Source organism: Microbulbifer sp. S227A (assembly GCF_049800935.1).
Window position 1 is genome coordinate 492,348 of record NZ_JBNAFZ010000001.1, and the last position, 19,186, is coordinate 511,533.

Consider the following 19,186-nt stretch of genomic DNA (forward strand, 5'->3'; position numbering starts at 1 on the left):
GGCCCCAATGGCCCAAATCTCTCTCACCCTTCCCGATGGCAATGCGCGATCCTATGACGCCGGTATCACCGCGGCGCAGGTTGCCGCCGACATCTCGACCTCGCTGGCGAAAAAGGCCATCAGCGCGACGGTCAACGGCCAGCATTGGGACCTGGCCTGGCCCATCGAGGCGGATGCAGACATCGCGATCCACACCCTGAAGGACGAAGCCCAGGCCAACGAGCTGATTCGTCATGACCTCGCCCACATCATGGCGCGCGCGGTTCAGGAAATCTGGCCCGACACCAAGGTCACGATCGGCCCGGTGATCGACAATGGCTGGTATTACGATTTCGACCGCGAAACCCCGTTTACCCCCGAGGATCTCGGCCTGATCGAAAAGAAGATGAAAGAGATCATCAACAAGCGCGATCCCGTGACCACCGAAGTCTGGGAGCGCGAGCGCGCGATCAAACACTATACCGCCAACAACGAACCCTACAAGGTCGAGCTGATCGAGGCGATTCCCGGGGACGAGCCGCTGCGCATGTATTGGCACGGGCATTGGCAGGACCTGTGCCGCGGGCCGCATCTGCAAAATACCGGGCAGGTGCCGGGCGATGCGTTCAAGCTGATGTCGATTGCCGGTGCCTATTGGCGCGGCGACAGCGACCGCGCGATGTTGCAGCGGATCTATGGCGTGGCCTTTCAGAACAAGGAAAAGCTCAAGGCGCATCTTCACATGCTGGAAGAGGCCGCCAAGCGCGATCACCGCAAGCTGGGCCGCGAGATGGACCTGTTTCACATGCAGGAAGAGGCTCCGGGCCAGATTTTCTGGCACCCCAACGGCTGGAAGATCTACACGACCCTTCAGGACTACATGCGCCGGATGCAGGAACGCGACGGTTATGTCGAGGTCAACACCCCGCAGGTGGTCGACCGCAAGCTGTGGGAAGCCTCGGGCCACTGGGACAAGTACCAGGAGAACATGTTCATCGTCGAAGTCGACGAAGACCACGCCCGCGAAAAGGCGATCAATGCCCTGAAACCGATGAACTGCCCCTGTCACGTTCAGGTGTTCAACCAGGGTTTGAAATCCTATCGCGACCTGCCCCTGCGCATGGCGGAATTCGGCTCCTGTGCCCGGTATGAACCCTCCGGCGCGCTGCATGGCATCATGCGGGTGCGTGGCTTTACCCAGGATGACGGCCATATCTTCTGTGCCGAGGATCAGATCGAATCCGAAACCGCAAAATTCATCGCCTTCCTGTCCAAGGTCTATGCGGATCTGGGTTTCCATGACTGGACCATCAAGCTTTCGACGCGGCCCGAACAACGCATCGGCAGCGACGAAAGCTGGGACTTCGTGGAAAAGGCGCTTGGCGATGCCTGTAACGCGGCGGGCTATGAATACGAGACGCTCGAAGGTGAAGGCGCGTTCTATGGGCCCAAGCTCGAATTCACGCTGACCGATGCGATCGGCCGTGACTGGCAATGCGGCACCTTGCAGGTCGATCCCAACCTGCCCGAGCGGCTGGACGCCAACTTTATCGGTGCCGACGGATCGAAACACCGCCCCTACATGCTGCACCGCGCGACGCTGGGATCGTTCGAACGCTTCATCGGCATCCTGATCGAAGAACACGCCGGCAAGCTGCCCTTCTGGCTGGCCCCGCGCCAGGTCGTCGTGGCCTCGATCACCTCGGAGGCCGATGAGTACGTCCACGAGGTCGTCGCCGAGCTGCGCAAGGCCGGAGTTCGGGCAGAAGCCGATCTGCGCAATGAAAAGATCAACTACAAGGTCCGTGAACATTCGGTGGGCAAGGTTCCTGTCATCCTTGCGGTCGGCGGGCGCGAGATCGAAGAGCGCACCGTATCCGTGCGCCGCCTGGGTGAAAAGCGGACCAGCGTTCAGGCGCTGGCAGATGTTACAACCGCCCTGTCGCGCGAAGCCACGCCGCCCGATCTTTTGTAATATTCACGCATCAAGCGTAACAATCCGGCCCCGGATCGCGGGCCGGGTTGAAACATTTGACAAATCTCCCCTGATTTTGGACGGTTTTGGTCCCGATGGTCGTAACACGGCCTGACGGGGACGTGAGACACGGGCTCGTGAATTCAACTGGCGCGGCAGACCACGTATCTTTTTTTCATCACCGACCCAAGATGTTGAACAATTCCAGGGAGACCAACCATGTCCAACACCGCAAAAACACTGGCCGTCGCAGGTGCCGTCGCCGCTGCATTGGCCGCTACCGCCAATACCGCGAGCGCACAGGCCAAGGAGAAATGCTATGGCATCTCGCTGGCCGGTCAGAATGACTGTGCCGCGGGCCCGGGCACCACATGCGCCGGAACCTCGACGGTCGACTATCAGGGCAACGCCTGGACGCTGGTGGATGCCGGAACCTGCGAAGGTCTGGACCTGCCGGCGATGGCCGACGGCACCGCGCGCCACGGCTCGCTTGAAGCTCTGAACCGCGATCTGCCGGCATAAGCCGTGCAACCGGGCGGGCCGGCAACGGCCCGTCCGACCGACGAGAGACCGCCGCCATGCTGGACGCCACATTCAAAGCCGGATCGCTGCCAGCAGGTGTCGGGGTCGGCTACAAGCCGCAACATTTTTCCGAGATCATCGACGCCCCCGGCCCGGTGGAGTGGCTCGAAATCCATGCCGAGAACTATATGGGCAATGGCGGCCGCCCCCTTGCGCAACTGCGCGCGCTGGCCGAACGGTTCCCAGTTTCGGTGCATGGTGTGGGCCTGTCAATCGGCGGCGAGGCGGCGCTTGACGCGGCGCATCTCGACCGGCTGAAACATCTTCTGGGCTGGCTGAATCCGGCGAGCTTTTCCGAGCATCTGGCGTGGTCCACGCATGGGGCCGAGTTCCTGAACGACCTGCTTCCCCTGCCCTATACCAACGCCACGCTGACCCGTGTTGCCGCGCATATCGACCAGGTCCAGACCATGCTTGGCCGCCGGATGCTGCTCGAGAACCCGTCAAGTTATCTCGCCTTTGCGGAAAGCAGCTGGTCCGAGCCCGAGTTCCTTGCCGAACTGGTGCGGCGCACCGGCTGTGGTCTGTTGCTGGATGTGAACAACGTCTTTGTCTCGGCCACCAACCTGAAAACCACGCCGCTGGATTACATCGATGCCTTTCCCCTCGCCGAGGTGGGCGAGATTCACGTGGGCGGGCATGACGAGGACACCGACGAACACGGCGCCCCCCTGTTGATTGACAGCCACGGCAAACCCGTTGTCGATCCGGTCTGGGCGTTGCTGGATCAAACGCTGACCCGCTCGGGGCCCCTGCCGGTGTTGGTGGAGTGGGACAATGACGTGCCCGATTGGCCGGTGCTGCGCGATGAAGCGGCGCGCGCCGCCAGTTCACTTGCGCGGATCGCGGCGTGACAACCGTATCGCAATCCTTGTTTCGCCAGGCTCTGCTCGCCCCCGACCGCGCCGTGCCGGATGGACTGCGCGACGCTGACGGGCATCCGGCAGGCGCACGGTTCGATGTCTATCGCAACAACGTGGTCGTTTCGCTGGTCGAGGCACTGCATACCGGGTTTCCGGTTCTCGCCAGGCTGCTCGGCAAAGAGAACATGGACGGGCTGGCCGGTCTGTTCGTGCGCGCGCATCCCCCCGATTCGCCGCTGATGATGTTTTATGGCGCGGCCCTGCCGGATTTCATCGCAACCCTGCCGCAGCTCGCGCATCTGGGCTATCTGCCCGACATCGCGCGGCTCGAACTGGCCCTGCGCCATGCCTATCACGCCGCCGATGCCGCGCCGATCACGCCCGATGCGCTGGCCGGACTGTCGCCCGAGACCTTGCTGGCCACGCGGCTCACGCTGGCCCCGGCGGTCCGGGTGGTACGGTCGGGTTGGCCGATCCATGGCATCTGGCGATACAACACACGGTCCGACGCGCCCAAGCCCACGGCGGGTGCTGAGGACGTGTTGATCACGCGGGCGGAATTCGACCCGGTTCCCGACCTGCTGCCACCGGGTGGCCGCGCATGGATCGACGCGCTTTTGCGTGGGCAAAGCATCGGCGAGGCGCTCGACATTGCCCAACAGGACGCTGCCAGTTTCGACATGACCGTACCGCTGACCCTGCTGCTGGCGGGCAACGCAATCACATCTCTGACAAACAAGGACTGACCCCATGACCGCGCTGATCTCGTTGCACAATGCCGTGTTCGATTGGCTTGACCGCCATTCCGGCCTGATCCTGCCGACCCTGGCGCGCTTTGTATTCGCTGCCGTGCTGTTGGTCTATTTCTGGAAATCGGCGCTGACCAAGGTGGGCAGCGGCGTACTCGGCCTGTTTTTCCCGTCTGACGGTGCCTATGTGCAAATCTTTCCCCGCGCCATGGAAGCGGTCAGCTATGACAGTTCGCAACTCGGGCTGTTCTATTGGGCGGTGGCGCTGCTCGGCACCTGGGCAGAGTTCATCCTGCCCGCGCTGTTCCTCGTGGGGCTGCTCAGCCGGCTGGCCGCCATCGGCATGATCGGATTCGTGATCTTGCAATCCGCCACCGATATCATCGGACATGGTGCCACCGATGCAACGACTCTTGGCGCGTGGTTCGATGCCGCCTCGGGCAGCCTTATCATGGATCAACGGACCCTCTGGATCATGCTGCTGCTGGTGATTGTCATCAAGGGCGCGGGGCCGCTGTCGCTTGACCGGCTGATGGGCCGCCTGTCCTGATCACGCCTTGCCGGTCCGGGCGCGTCGATGACCGCCCGGATCGTCAGAAATGCGCCTTTTCCTCGTCCGGCTTGCCCGCCGCCACCGCCAGCAAACCCGCCGTTGCGGCAAAGGCGATGGGAAACATGGTGAAAACGTTGAACCCAAAGGCGTGGTACATGCCACCCGCCGACAAGATCAGCAACACGCCGCCCCACAAGGCCCGCGCCCGTGCCATCGCACCGCCGGCAATTGCCAGCATCGGCGCAACAACCGACATGGTACGGATCAGATCGACATCCTGCACCTGAACCGCCAGCCCCTCGATTTCACCCCAGCGTTCAATCGCGGCGGTATAGCCATAGCTGAAGAAACCGACGATCATGCCGGCGATACCGGCAATAACTCCCAAGATCAGTGCGGCGTTGCGCATCCCTGCCCTCCTATGCGTGATCCCGAGATAGGTATCGCGCTAGGCCACGCCAAGGGCCGCCTGCACATCCGCGCCCCAACCCAGCGTCAACTGGTCGCCATTTGCGATTAGCGGTCGTTTCATCAGGGCTGGATGATCGGCCAGCAACTCGAGCGCTGGCCGCGCGCGCTCTGTTTCACTCAGCCCACGCCAGGTGGTCGAGCGCGTGTTCAGCAGCGCCGCGCCGAATTGCGCCTCGGCGCGCTGCAACACATCGCGCGGAACACCCGCGCCGCGCACATCGACAAAACAGGCCTCTGGCAACGATTTCAGCGCCTTGCGGCAGGTGTCGCAGGTCTTGAGCCCGTAGAGCATCATGGCACATCTCCTCTGTTGATGCGCAAATATCCGTCAATCCGGCGAATTGCAGCCCCTTTTTCTTGATTTTTCATCGGGTCGTGCGATCTTAGGAGTCAGTACACTCCTTCTGCGTGCACTTGTTCCGGGCGGCCGGCACGATCACGGCCGGGGGAGCGTGCGCAAACGGAACGCCTCCGCGATTTCGGGGCACAAGTAAATTAGAAGGAGACACGGGAAATGCCAACCGGCACCGTGAAATGGTTTAACACGACGAAAGGCTACGGCTTCATTGCGCCCGATACCGGGGGCAAGGATGTGTTTGTGCATATCTCGGCTGTAGAAAGATCAGGCCTGACCGGCCTGGCAGATAATCAGAAGGTCGAATATGAACTGCAGGAAGGTCGCGATGGTCGGGAAATGGCCGCGAACCTGAAGCCGCTCTGAACCACCCGGAAAAATGAATCGCCGCGTCCCGGCGCGCATACGGGACGCGCTTTAGGTTGCCCTACGATTCCACCGGTTGCTTCCGGTTGGGTGCCTGTTGGAGATGGTTTCATCGGGCGCACGGGCCGACCTCAAATGCCGGCGCTCTTGCGCTCTTGCTTCGCACCGGACCGCTCCTGTCCTGCCCCTGGAGCGGGAGCGGGAAATAGTCGACGGCTTGCGGCGTTACACGACCGCAGCGTTCAGACACGTGTGATCTGCACTCCAAAGTGTGCAATCACCCCAAGCCGCCAACACTACTTACTGAAAATGGCCCACCACTCACGACAGGCATACGCACCAATACAAGGATAATCCCGGCCTGACCGAGTCGTGTCCACCCCTTACGGGCAGGAAACAGTGTGTTTCCCCCCGGATCCGCCAAGATTCTTTGAAGGATTCGCCCATTGAGTGACGCCGCGCAACGTCGTTTCCCGCTAGGGTAGATTGCCTTGTGGATCACACATCGCAATGTCAGCGCAACCACGATCAAGGTTAACGCCGCCCGGGTCGTTCGCGCGAGTCCCGGGTGGCGATCGGTGATTGACTGCCCCTTCAATGATGCGCGTCATGCTTGTCAAACTCGCTGGAGAGCCGCGCCCTGAGCTTCTTGGACGCGCCCCTCAGCGCCCCCTGGATGTCCGCCGCGTCGTGATGCGCCGCCAGCGGTTCCATGCCGCGCGGGCGTGCCTCGATGATACAGCGGATATGTTCGGGCCCGTGCTTGTCCGCGTTCTGGTCCTTGAGGTGGACCTCGACCCGCGTCAGGCGCTCTTCGAAATGGCCGAGATCCGAATGCACGGCCTGCTCGGCGACCTCTGTTATGCGCGCGTCCCCGTGGATGACGTTATCGGTGTTGACCTGAATATGCATTGGCGATCTCCCGTCTGCCTCGTGAAAAGCGTTCCGCGCCCGACAGAGGCCATCGCCACCCGGAACCAGGGTTTCAACGCGATAGGCGGTGCCGGATGTTTCTGGTTAAACGCGAAACATATAAGATGGGTATGTATGCGCCCCTCCGGTTTCAAGGAGCGCATCGCCGATTTGGCCGGGGCCTGCGGGCGGGTTATCGCGGTGCAATATGATCCCGGCCCGCCAGGCCGGAGGTGACTCGCAAAGGGTCAGCGAATGACCTCTTCGAATTCACGCCATTCGCGCGCGCTCATGCCGGAATTGTCCTTGGTCACGTCTTCGCCCTTCAGCATCCGGCGCAGGCAGTCGACCATCTGGGCCGACATGGTGACCGCCCCCATCCGGTAGTCTTCAAAGGCACCATAGGCGGCGGGCACCCAATCCGCCACCATCTCGCAGATCGCATCGGCATAGACGCGGATTTCATACTGCGCGTGGGAATCCGCTCTCAGGCGCAGGAAGTGGAAGAGATTGTGCAGATCCACCTTCCAGTACCATTGGGTATAGATATTCGCCGGCAGGTTCATCCGTGCCAATTCGCGGGCCAGCCCCTCTTGCCCGTCAGCCGAGATCATCGCTTCGTAATTGTCATAGCACCGCGCGGAATCCGCCTTGAGGATCTCCAGCACCCGCGCCGCCTCTTCGCCTTGCAGCACCTCGCCCCGCCCCTGGTTGTTGACTTGCGACTGGGCGTTGATGTGATCCGGCGTCGGAATGTAAAATTCGCGATCCAGGATCGAATAACGGGCAGAATACTCGTTCACATTCGCGGTCCGGTGCCGGATCCACTGCCGGGCGACAAAGACCGGCAGTTTCACATGCAGCTTGAGTTCACACATTTCAAACGGCGTCGAATGCCAGTGTCGCATCAGGTAGCGGATCAGCCCCTCGTCATTCTGGACCGACTTGGTGCCCTTGCCATAGCTCACCCGGGCCGCCTGGCAGATCGCCGCGTCGTCGCCCATATAGTCGATCACCCGGACAAATCCGTGATCCAGAACCGGGCGCGCCTGATAGAGATGTTTTTCCATCCCCGGAGCCACCGCGCGCAGGGTCGGCTGCGGGCTGGCCCGCAATGCGTCGATTTCGGCCTGTTGTTCTGGTGACAGCGGCATGGCGAATCCTTTCCCGGCAGAATCTCTTGAGAATTCGACTGTATATAGCGATCTTGCGCGCGTGAACCGCTAAATGGGGGTCACTTATCGGCCACGTTGATCGCCTTTGGCATGTATACGCGTTGACTTTTTAGCGCGGGACGCGGAGTCTGTGCGCAACGACCACCAAAAGGTTGATGAGGCAGATGAAGCGGTTTGTGATTGGTGTCGCACTTGCGACAGCGGTGTCGGCGTGCAGCGGCGGCAACCCATTTCTCGATGAAGACGACGGCGGTGGAACCGATCCGATCGAGCCGACAAGCCCGATCCCCGAGGCGGTTTCCAGCGATCTGGATGCCGCGTCCTATACGGCCGACCCCACCGATCCCCGGCTGGTGATCACCGGCGTCGCGTTCAATGGCACGCCCCTGCCGGTAGATTATGTGCGCGAGGCCTCGCTGGATTCCCCGCGCGGCCAGTACCAGGCATTTGAACGCCAGCCCGACGCGCTCAACACCCACACCACGGCCTATGCCCGCGAGGTCGACAACGCGCGTGGCGTGCTGGCGGTGTCCGGCGGGCTGGATGGCTATTACAATGGTGGCGCCACCTATTCCGCCAACGGTTTCGCGGTGCCATCGGCCAACCCCGTCGATGCCGATGTGCGCTATGATGGCGAATATGTCGGCCTGATGAACCTGCCGGACAATGGCGATGCGCTGTTGCCGGTGCCGCCGGGCACGGATCCCGCGGTGCGTCCGCGACAGGCCGGGCGGGTCTTTGGCGATGCGCGGATCGATGCGGATTTCTCGACCATGCGCGTCAAGGGGCAGATCTACAATCGCACCTATGCCGCCACCGGGGCGGATCTCGACTCGCTGGAGATCGCGCCAGCGGATATTCAGGCTGACGGCTCGTTCTCGGGCGATGTCACCCAGCAACAGCAAGACCGGGGCGATTATGGCGGGGCCTTTGGCGGGTCAAATGCCAATGCGGTGGCCGGTGCGCTGTTCGCATCGGGCCATGTAGCCGGCGTGTCCGACGTGGAAGAGTTCGGATTGTTCGTTCTGGAACGCAGCAACTGAGGGATCGGCACATGCCGCACCCCGCCCCGTTTCGCCGCCTTGGTCCGCTCCGGCAAGCGGCGCTGTGCCTGACCCTTGCGGTCGGGCTCGTGGCGACCACGGCACGAGACGGCCTTGCCGCGCCGGTCGAGCTGAACGCGGCACAGGTGCGCAACCTGGCGATCAACGCGCTGGACGCAGGCGATCCGGGGCTGGCGATCGAGCTTGCCAAGGTGGTGCTCAAATCCGACCCCAAGGACCCGCTGGCCTATTACATCATCGCGCGCAGCTATGCCCGCCTTGACGACCCGGACCTCGCCCGCCGCGCCGCCGGCTATGCCTATCGCAATGCAGATGCCGGACCCGCCCGGTTCGAGGCGGCCCAGCTGGCGGCGCGCATGGCGTTTGAGGGCAAGCGCTACAGCCTGTCCCAGCTCTGGCTGCGCCGCACCGCGATACATGCCCCGACCGAAGCCGATAAAGCGCGTGTCGCACGCGACTACAAGCTGCTGCGCCGGGTCAACCCGTGGTCGCTGCGGCTGCGCGGCGACCTGCGCCCCTCGGATAACGTGAACAACGGCTCGGACACGTCGCGCAACATCATCGACGGCGTGCCGGACGAAGGCACCATTTCGGGCGCGGGGCTGGCCCTGTCCGGGTTGATCGCCTCGCTGGACATCGCGCCCACCTATCGGCTGCACGTGGATGACCGCAGCATGACAAGCCTGGGCGCGCGGTTATATGTCGAGCGGGTCGCCCTGTCGGACAGCGCCAGGGCCACGGCACCAGAGGTGTCGGGGTCGGATTTCGCCTCGACCTATGCGGCGATGACGCTGACACATGCCCGCACCGTCGGCAGCGGCCGCTCGCGGGGTCAGGCCAGCGTTGACATCGGGTTCGGAGAAAGCTGGTACGGGGGGGCACGGAACTATCGCTTTGCGCGTCTTGGCGTGGCACGCAGCTGGCGGCCCGATGACGAAACGCGTTATGGGCTGCGGGCGGATGCGGAACGCCGCTATGATGCGCGCTATACCACCAATGACGCCCGCGTGCTCAGCCTTGGGGCCGAGTTCGGCAAGGAATTGGCGAATGGCGACACCCTCAACCTCGCGCTGGCCTATCAGGACGCCGAAGCGGTCAGCATCAACGGCACCTATTCGACGGTTTCCATGCGCGGCAGTTATACCTTGGGCCGTGCGGTCGGCCCCGCCCGCCTGTCGGTGGGGTTGGTGATGGGGTACACGAATTACGATGAATTCCTGTTCAGCCTGAATGGCGCGGTGCCGCGCACCGACAAATCGCTCTACGGCGATCTTACCCTGATTTTCGATCGCTATGACTATGCCGGCTTTGTACCGACCCTACGCCTGCGGACCGGGCGCAAGGACTCGAATTTCAGCCGCTTTTCCTCGCGCGAGTTCTCGGTTTCGCTGGGCGTCGGATCAAAATTCTGAGATCGCCGCCGCAGCACTGGCCCTCGGGCCAGAAAACGCTAGGGTGCCGGTCAACGAAGGAGACCAACATGACAATCCGATATCTTCACACCATGGTACGCGTCGCCGATCTTGAAAAGACGATGGCGTTTTTCGAACTTCTGGGGCTGAAAAAGACCCGCCAGACCGACAGCGAGCAAGGCCGGTTCAGCCTGATCTTCATGGCCGCGCCGGGACAGGAAGACTGTCCTGTCGAGCTGACCTATAACTGGGATGGTGACGATGGTCTGCCCAGCGACAGCCGCCATTTCGGGCACCTGGCCTATAGCGTCGACAACATCTACGAGATGTGCCAGCACCTGATGGACAACGGCGTCACCATCAACCGCCCGCCGCGCGACGGTTACATGGCTTTTGTGCGCAGCCCCGACAACATCTCGGTCGAGCTGTTGCAGGCGGGTGAACCGCTCGCACCCGCGGAGCCTTGGGCCAGCATGGAAAACACGGGCCATTGGTGATGCTGCGCGCCGCCGCTGTCGCGCTGGCCCTGGGCGGCACGGCAGAGGCGGCGGAGTGTCGGCTGGCGCTGGCTCTGGCGCTTGACGTTTCCTCTTCGGTCGACGCCGCCGAGGACCGGTTGCAACGCAGCGGGCTGGCTGCCGCGCTGATTGCCCCCGAGGTGCAGCGCGCCTTTTTCGCCAGCGACCTGCCGGTGGCGCTGGCGATCTATGAATGGAGCGGGCGTTACAACCAGCAACTGATCCTGGATTGGCGTCTGATCACCGATCAGAACGCATTGCGTGACGCCGCCCGCACGGTTGGCCAGTCAACCCGCAGCCACAATGCCTTTCCCACCGCCATCGGCTATGCGCTCGGCTACGGGGCGAGCCTGTTGCAACGCGCGCCCCGCTGCCTGTTCCAGACGCTCGACATGGCCGGGGACGGGGCGAATAACGAGGGCTTTGGCCCCGCCGCCGCCTATGCCGAGTTCCCGTTTGACGGCGTGACGGTGAACGGGCTCGTGGTGAATGCCGGGGAGTATGAGGCCGAAGTGTCGCTCATCGAATTCTATCGCGATGAGATTCTGCGCGGCCCCGGTTCTTTCCTCGAGATCGCGACCGGGTTCGACGATTATGAACGCGCCATACGCCGCAAGCTGGAACGCGAGCTTGACGTGCCCAGCCTTGGCGCACTGAGCCAGCCGGGCGACGCGGGCTGATCCAACCGCTATGCGGCGGTTTCGGGCAGGCCCCGCGCTATTGCCACAAGCCAGTTGTCGCGGCATATCTTGTGGATCAGCGGCTCGCCGAACCCCGCATCGCGCATGCCGGATACCAGCCTGGGCAGCCCGGCGACCCCTCCGATATCACGCGGCAACAGGCAACCGTCGAAATCCGACCCGAGGGCAACCCCGTCCTCGCCGAGGATCCCGAGCATATGGTCCAGATGCCGCACCATCTGGGCGATCGGCGTGTCGCTGTCCGGGGCGCAATCCGCGCGCAGGAAACCCACGTGAAAGTTCAGCCCGACAATGCCCCCGGTTTCCGCCACCGCCGACAACTGCCGATCCGTCAGGTTGCGGGCACTGGGCGAAATCGCATGGGCGTTGGAATGCGTGGCAATCAGCGGCCGGTTCGTGGTCGCGGCCACATCCCAGAACCCGGCCTCGGTCAGGTGCGACAGGTCAATCAGGATGCCAAGCCGGTCACATTCGCGCACCAGCGCAAACCCCGCATCAGTCAGCCCCTTTCCCGGCTCGGGCACGGGTTGCGCGTCAATCGGGGCACCATGCCCAAACGCGTTCTCGCGCGACCAGACAAGCCCGAGCGAGCGCAGACCCGCGGCATGCAGCACCTCCAGCGCATTGAAATCGGTATCGATGCACTCGGCACCTTCGACATGGGGCAGAATGGCGATCCGGTGGCGCGCGATGGCATCGCGAATCTCGGGCGCATCCCGGCAGATCGCCAGATCCTCGGGCAGCTTGCGCGCAAGCCGCCGAAGCCTTGCGAACATCGCCAGTGTGAAATTCAGCGCCTCGGGCTGACCGATCGGGTCGAAATTGCCGGGGTCGTCGGGATCGAATGACCCGTCGAACCGATCCAGGTGCGACGGTGTGAACATGGCAAAAAAGCCACCCGCGAACCCGCTCCTGCGCGCCCCGGGCAGGTCGATGTTCAATGCCGGGCTTGCCGCCGCAAAATCCAGCGCCCTGCCTTGGCGGGCGGCGATTTCCAGCTTGAGAAGAGTATCGTTATGTCCATCGAAAACGGCAACGGGTTCGCGCATCAATGTCTCCTGCTTCAAGCTGGCGGTTGCGGCCTTCCCAGGGGAACACCCACCCGCGACCTGACACCAATTGCACCGCTTTCGGCAAGGGGCGATATGCATCCGACTGTGGGGGTTTGGCAGTGCCCGCAACGGCCTGGGCGCCCCCGGCAAGGCAACAGCGCCTCGCCTCTTTCACGATGCGATACGAACCGCTAGGCTGCACGCAACAGGGAACACTCTTCCGGAGGTTGCGAATGACTGCTCTGGATCACATACAGGATCTCAAGCGTCGCATGAGGCAGTCCATCATCGGGCAAACCGATGTCATCGACCGGTTGATCATCGGGCTTCTGGCCAATGGCAACCTGCTGGTCGAAGGCCTGCCGGGGCTGGCCAAGACCCGCGCGATCAAGGCGATGGCGAAAAACCTGGACGCCCGTTTCAGCCGCATCCAGTTCACCCCCGACCTGTTGCCATCGGACGTGACCGGCACCGAGGTTTATGTTCAGGGCGACGGCAAATCCACGTTCCGGTTCGATCCCGGTCCGATCTTCGCCAATATCGTGCTGGCCGATGAAATCAACCGCGCCCCGGCCAAAGTGCAGGCGGCGCTGCTCGAGGCGATGGAAGAACGGCAGGTCACCGTCGCGGGCACCACCCATCGGATGGAGCCGCTGTTCATCGTGATGGCAACCCAGAACCCTATCGAACAGGAGGGCACCTATCCCCTGCCCGAAGCGCAGATGGACCGTTTCTTGATGCATGTGAACATCACCTACCCCCCGGTCGAGGACGAGGTCGAGGTGATCCGGCTGGTGCGCGGCGAAGAGCGCGCGGCGCAAGCGACCGCCGGGCAACAGGCCGAAAAGCCGCCCGCCATCGCACAGCAGGCGGTGTTCGACGCGCGCGCCGAGATTGGCGATATCCATGTCTCGGACGCGATGGATCGCTACATGGCTGACCTGGTTCATGCCACCCGCAGCCCCGCGTCGCTCGACGATGCCCTTGGCCGATGGATCGGGGTCGGCGCCAGCCCGCGCGCCTCGCTGGCGCTCGACAAGTGCAGCCGTGCCCATGCCTGGATGGCCGGGCGGGATTATGTCGACCCACAGGACGTGCGCGCGATTGCCCATGACGTGTTCCGCCATCGCATCTCGCTGAGCTACGAAGCGCAGGGCGAGGGCAAGGTGGCGGATGACATCACCGACACGCTGATCGCGCTGGTCGCGCTGCCATAGTCACCGGGGGGAACATGGCTGCATCCGCGCATAGCCCGACGGCCCGGCACGACCCGCGTGTGCATGTCGACCTGCGCCAGCTGCTGCGCCTGGCCGGTCCCGCGCGACGGCTCAGCCTGCTGCCCCGCCAGCCGGCGCAATCGGTGCTGAATGGCCGTCACGCCTCCAAGCTGCGCGGGCGGGGGCTGAATTTCGAGGAATTGCGCAGCTATTTGGCCGGCGACGACATCCGCACCATCGACTGGAAAGTGACCGCGCGCACCGGCAAGCCCCATGTGCGGGTCTATACCGAAGAGCGCGACCGCCCGGCCCTGTTGCTGGTGGATCAGCGCATGTCGATGTTTTTCGGCAGCCGGGTCTACATGAAATCGGTGGTCGCCGCCGAGGCCGCGGCACTGGCGGCGCATCGGCTGCTGGCCCAGGGCGACCGCGTAGGCGGGCTGGTGTTTGGCGATGACGCCGTGGCCGAACACCGCCCCGTGCGGTCGCCCGTTGCGGTGCACCGCTTTCTGACCTCGGTCGCCGCGGCCAACCAACACCTGCACGCCGCGCGCGCGGTTGCCCAACCCGGTTCGTTCAATGCCCTGCTCAGGGCGGCGGGACGGATTGCCAAGACCAATTACCTGGTCATGGTGTTTTCCGATTTCGATGGTATCGACGATGATACCGAACGCCTTTTGCGCGGGCTAGCCCGGCACAACGACGTTCTGCTGTTCAGTGTCGCGGACCCCTTGGCCGAGGCGCTGCCGCCGGGGTTTCGCGCGGCCATTTCCGATGGCGAATTGCAGGCCGAGATCAACGCGGCAGACGGCAGGATACGCGAGCGGATCGAAACCGTGCTGCGCGGGCGGCTGGCCCGGCTTGATCGCTGGGCGCGCAAATACCGGCTGCCCTTCCTGCCGATGACAACCGCGAGCCCGGCGCTGGATCAGCTGCGCCACCTGCTCGGCCGGACGGGGCGCGCATCATGACCTCCGATCTGCAAGGTCTCACGTTGATCGACCTGCTCGACCGGCTGGAACCGGCACCGGAACCGCCGCCGATCCCGCTGACCCCCCAGACCATCGGCTGGCTCTGGCTGGCCATGGCCCTGTTTGCCGCGATCCTGATGGCGGTGCGGCTGATCCTGCGCCACCGGCGTGCCAATGCCTATCGGCGGGCGGCGCTTGGCGCGCTGGCCGATGCGGGGGACGACCCGGCGCGCATCGCACAGATCATCCGCCGTACCGCGCTCGCCGCCTTTCCGCGCGAGGATGTAGCGGCGCTGACCGGACACGCATGGCTGGCCTTTCTTGACCGGACCCTGCCCGGCGGCGGGTTTCGCACCGGCCCCGGCCGCGTTCTGGCGCGGGCCCCCTATCGCGACGGCCCCGCGCCCCCGGGCCTCGCCGAGCTCGCCCGCCGTTGGGTCGCGCGGCATCGCCGCCCGGACCGGGCACCGCGCGAATGATCACGCTGGCGCATCCGTGGGTGCTGCTCCTGCTGCCGCTGCCCTGGCTGGTCTGGCGCTATCTGCCACCGCACAGGGAACAGGTCGCCGCGATCCGGGTGCCGTTCTTTCGCATGTTGACCGATGCAGCGGGTGAAACACCCTCGGCGGGAGCAACCGTTCTGGGGCGCAGCCGGTTGCAGACCGGGGCAGCCCTCTGCATCTGGGCGCTGATCCTGCTCGGATTGGCCCAGCCCCAGCGGCTGGGTGAGCCGGTGATCATCGAGAAATCCGCCCGTGACATCGTGCTGGCGCTGGACATATCCGGCTCGATGGACGAGCGCGATTTCACCGCCAGGGACGGCGCGGCGCAACAGCGGCTGGCGGCGGTCAAATCGGTGCTCAAGGATTTCATCGCCGCCCGCGACAGTGACCGCATGGCGCTGATCGTTTTTGGCACCCGCGCCTTTGTGCAGGCCCCGTTCACCGACGATCTGCAAGGCCTGGGCGGGTTTCTCGATCAGACCGAGGTTGGCATGGCCGGCCCCAATACGGCGATCGGCGACGCCATCGGGCTGGCGGTGCGCAGCTTTGAAACCAGCGATGTTGACGAACGGCTGATCATCCTGCTCAGCGACGGGGCCGACACCAGCAGCCGCATGACCCCGATCAACGCCGCCGCCATCGCGGCGGACCGTGGCGTCACCATCCAGGCCATCGGCGTCGGCGACCCCGAGGCGTCGGGCGAAGACAAGGTCGATCTCGCCACGCTCGGGGATATCGCCGCGCGCACGGGGGGCACGATGTTTTTCGCGGATGATACCGAGGCCCTGAACCGGATTTACCAACAGATTGACGAAATGACCCCCCGCATAACCCGCAGCACGCGCTTTCGACCGACCGAGACCCTGTCATGGATCGCCGCCGGTGCCGCGCTGCTGATCGGTCTTGTGACGCTGGCGGTGCTGCTGTTGAAAACCCGGAGGGCCGCCCCATGATGGCAAGTCTCGAAGCCTTTCATTTCCTGCGCCCGGTCTGGCTGCTTTGTCTCGTGCCACTTGCCGTGCTCTGGATCATGGCGCGGCCACGCAAGGCGGCCCGCGACATCGATACCGCGGATATTGCCCCGCATCTTGCGGCAGCGCTCAGGGTCGGGGGGACGGGCGCGCGGCGCATCTTGCCGGTTGACGGGGTTGCGGTCGGGCTGGCCCTTCTGGCGCTGGCCGCCGCCGGGCCAAGCTGGAGCCGAATACCCAATCCGCTGGTCTCAGAGACCGCGCCGCTGGTGGTCGCACTCAAGGTTACCGAGTCGATGGAAACCCGCGACCTTGCCCCCTCGCGGCTGGACCGCGCCCGGTTCAAGATACTTGATCTGGTGGATGCCCGCGCCGGAGCGCGCACCGCCCTGATCGCCTATGCCGGGTCCGCCCATCGGGTTTCGCCGCTGACCGAAGACCCCAACATCCTGCGCCCCCTGCTCGACGGGCTCAGCCCGGCCGTGATGCCCAAGCCCGGCGATGATCCGTCGGCGGCGCTGGCTCTGGCACTAGAGATCAGCGCCACGGCAGACACACCGGGGGCCATCTTGATGGTGCTGGATGATTTCAACCCGGCGGCGGTGGCAAACTTCAAATCCCCCGATGACGTGCCACTGCCGCCGATTGTCATGCTGGTCTCGCTGCCGAACGGGCAAGTGCCGGCGCAGCTTGACCGCGTCGCAGGCGTCACCGTCGTGCCGCTGAGCGCCGATGACAGCGATTTGAAGCGGATCGAACGCACCCTGCGCTCGGCCTACAAGGCCGCGCTTCTGAACGATGAGCGCCTGAAATGGCAGGATCGCGGCGGCTGGCTGCTCTGGCCGGCGGCGGTGCTTGCGCTGCTGTGGTACCGGCGCGGCTGGACGATGCGTTGGACGATGGTGGTTTTGCTGGCAGGCAGTTTACAACTGCCTTCGGCGGGCATGGCCGAGGGGTGGCAGGACTGGTTCCTGACCCCGGATCAGCAAGCCCGGCTCGCCTATGAAGACAAGGACTATGCCCGGGCGGCGACGCTGTTTGAGGACCCGATGTGGCGCGGGCATGCCCAGATGCGCGCCGGGCAATATGCCGATGCCGCGGAAACCTTTGCCGACCTTGATACCGCCGACGCCGCCTTTGCCGAGGGGCTGTCGCGCATTCGCAATCGCCAGTATCGCCCTGGCGCGCGGGCCTTTGAAAAGGCGCTGGAGCGGCAGCCGGACTTTCCGGCGGCGGCCACAAATCGCGACATCGCCTGGGCCATCGTCGCCTATGTGGAAACCGCGCAAGAACAATCCGACACCGGAGAAGAGCACGGGATCGGCGCGGATGAGATCGTGTACGACAATGAAACTCAACGCGGAACCGACACCAGCATTGAGGCTCCGTCCGAAAACAGCGCGCCGCAGACCGCGCAACAATGGATCGACAGTATCGACACCGATATGGGCGATTTCCTGCGCTCGCGCTTTCTGCTGGAACAGACCGGGGCCGCGCGATGAACCGGTGGGGTGCAAGCCTGCTCGTCATGGCGCTGGCCCCCGCGATTGCCCCCGCGATTGCCCCTGTGATGGCCATGGCGCAAGAGCCCCGGATCCGCTTTGAGCTGGCCAGCGATACGGTGGTGGTCGGTCAGCCGCTGGAACTGCGTATCCTTGTGTTGGTGCCCACCTGGATGCCCAAGCCGCCCGATTTCCCGACGCTTGAGGTTCCGTCCCTGATGGTGCGCCTGCCGGAGCGCGGCTCTGGCCCGACAAGCGAACGCGTGGATGGCGAAACCTGGTCCGGGGTGCAGCGCGCCTATCAGCTGTATCCGCTGGCGGCGGGTGATTATGCATTGCCTGCGGGCGAGGTGGCGATCACCTATGCCGATCCCGACACGACGGACCCGGTTACATATTCCGCACCGCTGCCGGACATTCGCTTTGTGGCCACCATCCCGCCCGAGGCCGCGCAGCTTGCGGCCCCGGTACTGGCGCAAGGCTTCACGCTGGAGCAGGACATCGACGGTGAGGTCGGGATGACGGTGGGCGACGCGATCACCCGTACCGTGACCGCGCGGATCGAAGGGACGACCCCGGTGCTGATCCCACGGCTTGCGGCCCCCATCGACGACACCGCCTTGCGCGCCTATCCCAAGGACCCGGCGATCCTGGAAAGCGACGAGCGAGGTGAATTGTCCGGCACGCGAACCGAGGTCACGACCTATGTGGCGCAGGCCGATGGCGCACTGGTCCTGCCCGGCATCGCGATTGACTGGTTCAACCTTGATACCGGCGATATCGAAACCGCCTCGGTGCCGGCGATCCCGCTAACCGTCGTCGGGGCCCCTGCCCCGCCGCCCGACCCGGCCGCCATCGCGAAATGGCTGGGCTTGGCCGCTGGGTTGCTCATCGTTGCCTGGGCGCTCTTGCGGCGATTCCGCCCTGCCCTGACCCACCGGGCCAACGCGCTGCGGCAAAGCTGGCGCGCATCGGAACGCTACGCCCATCGCCGTGTTCGGCGCGCGATCTCTCGGCGCGATCTCTCGGCGGTGAGCGCCGCGCTGGATCGCTGGAAATCCCATGCACGGCCATTGTTGGACGTGGATTTTGCCCCTTTGGACCGCGCCCTTGCAACCCTGGGCGCGGCGCGGTTTGGCAAGGGGGGACCACGCGACGAAACCGGAGGCTGGCGGCAACTTGCAACCGCATATGCAACAGCGCGGATGCGCCTGCGTGCCGGGCGCCGAGGCCGGCGCGGGACGATGGGGCTTCCCCCGCTCAATCCCTGAAACACGTTTCACCGGGCCTCTTAA

General features: G+C 64.2%; 21 protein-coding genes. 16 read left to right on the plus strand and 5 right to left on the minus strand.

Going from position 1 to position 19,186, the window contains the following annotated elements:
- Positions 1-7 precede the first annotated feature (7 nt).
- The 5 genes from thrS to ACP15R_RS02410 all read left to right on the plus strand — a co-directional run bounded on the left by thrS (position 8) and on the right by ACP15R_RS02410 (position 4,698).
- Complete coding sequence (gene thrS / locus ACP15R_RS02390; RefSeq protein ID WP_424984769.1) at positions 8-1,954, plus strand: threonine--tRNA ligase; 1,947 nt, start codon at positions 8-10, stop codon at positions 1,952-1,954.
- 219 nt (positions 1,955-2,173) lie between these two features.
- On the plus strand, positions 2,174-2,476 hold the full coding sequence (locus tag ACP15R_RS02395; RefSeq protein WP_424984770.1) for a DUF2282 domain-containing protein: 303 nt from the start codon (positions 2,174-2,176) through the stop codon (positions 2,474-2,476).
- A 56-nt stretch (positions 2,477-2,532) separates the two neighbouring features.
- A complete protein-coding gene (locus tag ACP15R_RS02400; protein ID WP_424984771.1) occupies positions 2,533-3,390 on the plus strand; it encodes a DUF692 domain-containing protein in 858 nt (285 codons plus the stop codon).
- Positions 3,387-4,145: a putative DNA-binding domain-containing protein gene (locus ACP15R_RS02405; RefSeq protein WP_424984772.1), complete on the plus strand. Its 759-nt coding sequence runs from the start codon at positions 3,387-3,389 to the stop codon at positions 4,143-4,145. The genes ACP15R_RS02400 and ACP15R_RS02405 overlap by 4 nt, the downstream gene beginning before the upstream one ends.
- A 4-nt stretch (positions 4,146-4,149) precedes the next feature.
- Positions 4,150-4,698: a DoxX family protein gene (locus ACP15R_RS02410; protein WP_424984773.1), complete on the plus strand. Its 549-nt coding sequence runs from the start codon at positions 4,150-4,152 to the stop codon at positions 4,696-4,698.
- A gap of 43 nt (positions 4,699-4,741) precedes the next feature.
- Here the strand turns inward: ACP15R_RS02410 and ACP15R_RS02415 are convergent, their stop codons facing one another.
- Both ACP15R_RS02415 and ACP15R_RS02420 read right to left on the minus strand, forming a co-directional pair.
- Positions 4,742-5,110: a hypothetical protein gene (locus tag ACP15R_RS02415; protein WP_424984774.1), complete on the minus strand. Its 369-nt coding sequence runs from the start codon at positions 5,108-5,110 to the stop codon at positions 4,742-4,744.
- A 39-nt stretch (positions 5,111-5,149) separates the two neighbouring features.
- On the minus strand, positions 5,150-5,467 hold the full coding sequence (locus ACP15R_RS02420; protein ID WP_424984775.1) for an ArsC/Spx/MgsR family protein: 318 nt from the start codon (positions 5,465-5,467) through the stop codon (positions 5,150-5,152).
- A 219-nt stretch (positions 5,468-5,686) separates the two neighbouring features.
- Here ACP15R_RS02420 and ACP15R_RS02425 point away from each other — a divergent pair, with 219 nt between their 5' ends.
- A complete protein-coding gene (locus ACP15R_RS02425) occupies positions 5,687-5,893 on the plus strand; it encodes a cold-shock protein (protein ID WP_424984776.1) in 207 nt (68 codons plus the stop codon).
- Positions 5,894-6,487: 594 nt separating this feature from the next.
- On the opposite strand, the gene ACP15R_RS02430 is transcribed toward ACP15R_RS02425, so the two are convergent.
- Positions 6,488-6,805, minus strand: a complete 318-nt coding sequence (locus tag ACP15R_RS02430; RefSeq protein WP_424984777.1) for an HPF/RaiA family ribosome-associated protein — start codon at positions 6,803-6,805, stop codon at positions 6,488-6,490.
- 248 nt (positions 6,806-7,053) lie between these two features.
- Positions 7,054-7,959 (minus strand): FAD-dependent thymidylate synthase, encoded by a 906-nt coding sequence (gene thyX / locus ACP15R_RS02435; protein WP_424984778.1) that lies wholly within the window; start codon positions 7,957-7,959, stop codon positions 7,054-7,056.
- A 185-nt stretch (positions 7,960-8,144) separates the two neighbouring features.
- Here thyX and ACP15R_RS02440 point away from each other — a divergent pair, with 185 nt between their 5' ends.
- From ACP15R_RS02440 to ACP15R_RS02455, 4 genes are all read left to right on the plus strand, one after another.
- Complete coding sequence (locus tag ACP15R_RS02440) at positions 8,145-9,023, plus strand: hypothetical protein (RefSeq protein WP_424984779.1); 879 nt, start codon at positions 8,145-8,147, stop codon at positions 9,021-9,023.
- Between the two features lie 11 nt (positions 9,024-9,034).
- Positions 9,035-10,456: a tetratricopeptide repeat protein gene (locus ACP15R_RS02445; RefSeq protein ID WP_424984780.1), complete on the plus strand. Its 1,422-nt coding sequence runs from the start codon at positions 9,035-9,037 to the stop codon at positions 10,454-10,456.
- Between the two features lie 74 nt (positions 10,457-10,530).
- Positions 10,531-10,953, plus strand: coding sequence for a VOC family protein (locus ACP15R_RS02450; protein ID WP_424985244.1), 423 nt, complete (start codon positions 10,531-10,533; stop codon positions 10,951-10,953).
- Positions 10,953-11,654: a DUF1194 domain-containing protein gene (locus tag ACP15R_RS02455; RefSeq protein ID WP_424984781.1), complete on the plus strand. Its 702-nt coding sequence runs from the start codon at positions 10,953-10,955 to the stop codon at positions 11,652-11,654. Before ACP15R_RS02450 ends, ACP15R_RS02455 begins: the two co-directional genes overlap by 1 nt.
- A gap of 8 nt (positions 11,655-11,662) precedes the next feature.
- Here the strand turns inward: ACP15R_RS02455 and ACP15R_RS02460 are convergent, their stop codons facing one another.
- Positions 11,663-12,724: a dipeptidase gene (locus ACP15R_RS02460; RefSeq protein ID WP_424984782.1), complete on the minus strand. Its 1,062-nt coding sequence runs from the start codon at positions 12,722-12,724 to the stop codon at positions 11,663-11,665.
- Positions 12,725-12,960: 236 nt separating this feature from the next.
- Between ACP15R_RS02460 and ACP15R_RS02465 the strand changes: the two genes are divergently transcribed.
- The 6 genes from ACP15R_RS02465 to ACP15R_RS02490 are packed head-to-tail and all read left to right on the plus strand — an operon-like array spanning position 12,961 to position 19,162.
- On the plus strand, positions 12,961-13,944 hold the full coding sequence (locus ACP15R_RS02465; RefSeq protein ID WP_424984783.1) for an AAA family ATPase: 984 nt from the start codon (positions 12,961-12,963) through the stop codon (positions 13,942-13,944).
- Positions 13,945-13,958: 14 nt separating this feature from the next.
- Positions 13,959-14,915 carry a DUF58 domain-containing protein gene (locus ACP15R_RS02470; RefSeq protein WP_424984784.1) on the plus strand — a complete coding sequence of 319 codons (957 nt, stop codon included), beginning with the start codon at positions 13,959-13,961 and terminating at the stop codon, positions 14,913-14,915.
- Positions 14,912-15,394 carry a DUF4381 domain-containing protein gene (locus ACP15R_RS02475; protein WP_424984785.1) on the plus strand — a complete coding sequence of 161 codons (483 nt, stop codon included), beginning with the start codon at positions 14,912-14,914 and terminating at the stop codon, positions 15,392-15,394. Before ACP15R_RS02470 ends, ACP15R_RS02475 begins: the two co-directional genes overlap by 4 nt.
- Positions 15,391-16,371 carry a VWA domain-containing protein gene (locus ACP15R_RS02480; protein ID WP_424984786.1) on the plus strand — a complete coding sequence of 327 codons (981 nt, stop codon included), beginning with the start codon at positions 15,391-15,393 and terminating at the stop codon, positions 16,369-16,371. The genes ACP15R_RS02475 and ACP15R_RS02480 overlap by 4 nt, the downstream gene beginning before the upstream one ends.
- Positions 16,368-17,891, plus strand: a complete 1,524-nt coding sequence (locus tag ACP15R_RS02485; RefSeq protein ID WP_424984787.1) for a VWA domain-containing protein — start codon at positions 16,368-16,370, stop codon at positions 17,889-17,891. The genes ACP15R_RS02480 and ACP15R_RS02485 overlap by 4 nt, the downstream gene beginning before the upstream one ends.
- Positions 17,888-19,162: a hypothetical protein gene (locus ACP15R_RS02490; protein WP_424984788.1), complete on the plus strand. Its 1,275-nt coding sequence runs from the start codon at positions 17,888-17,890 to the stop codon at positions 19,160-19,162. The genes ACP15R_RS02485 and ACP15R_RS02490 overlap by 4 nt, the downstream gene beginning before the upstream one ends.
- Positions 19,163-19,186 lie beyond the last annotated feature (24 nt).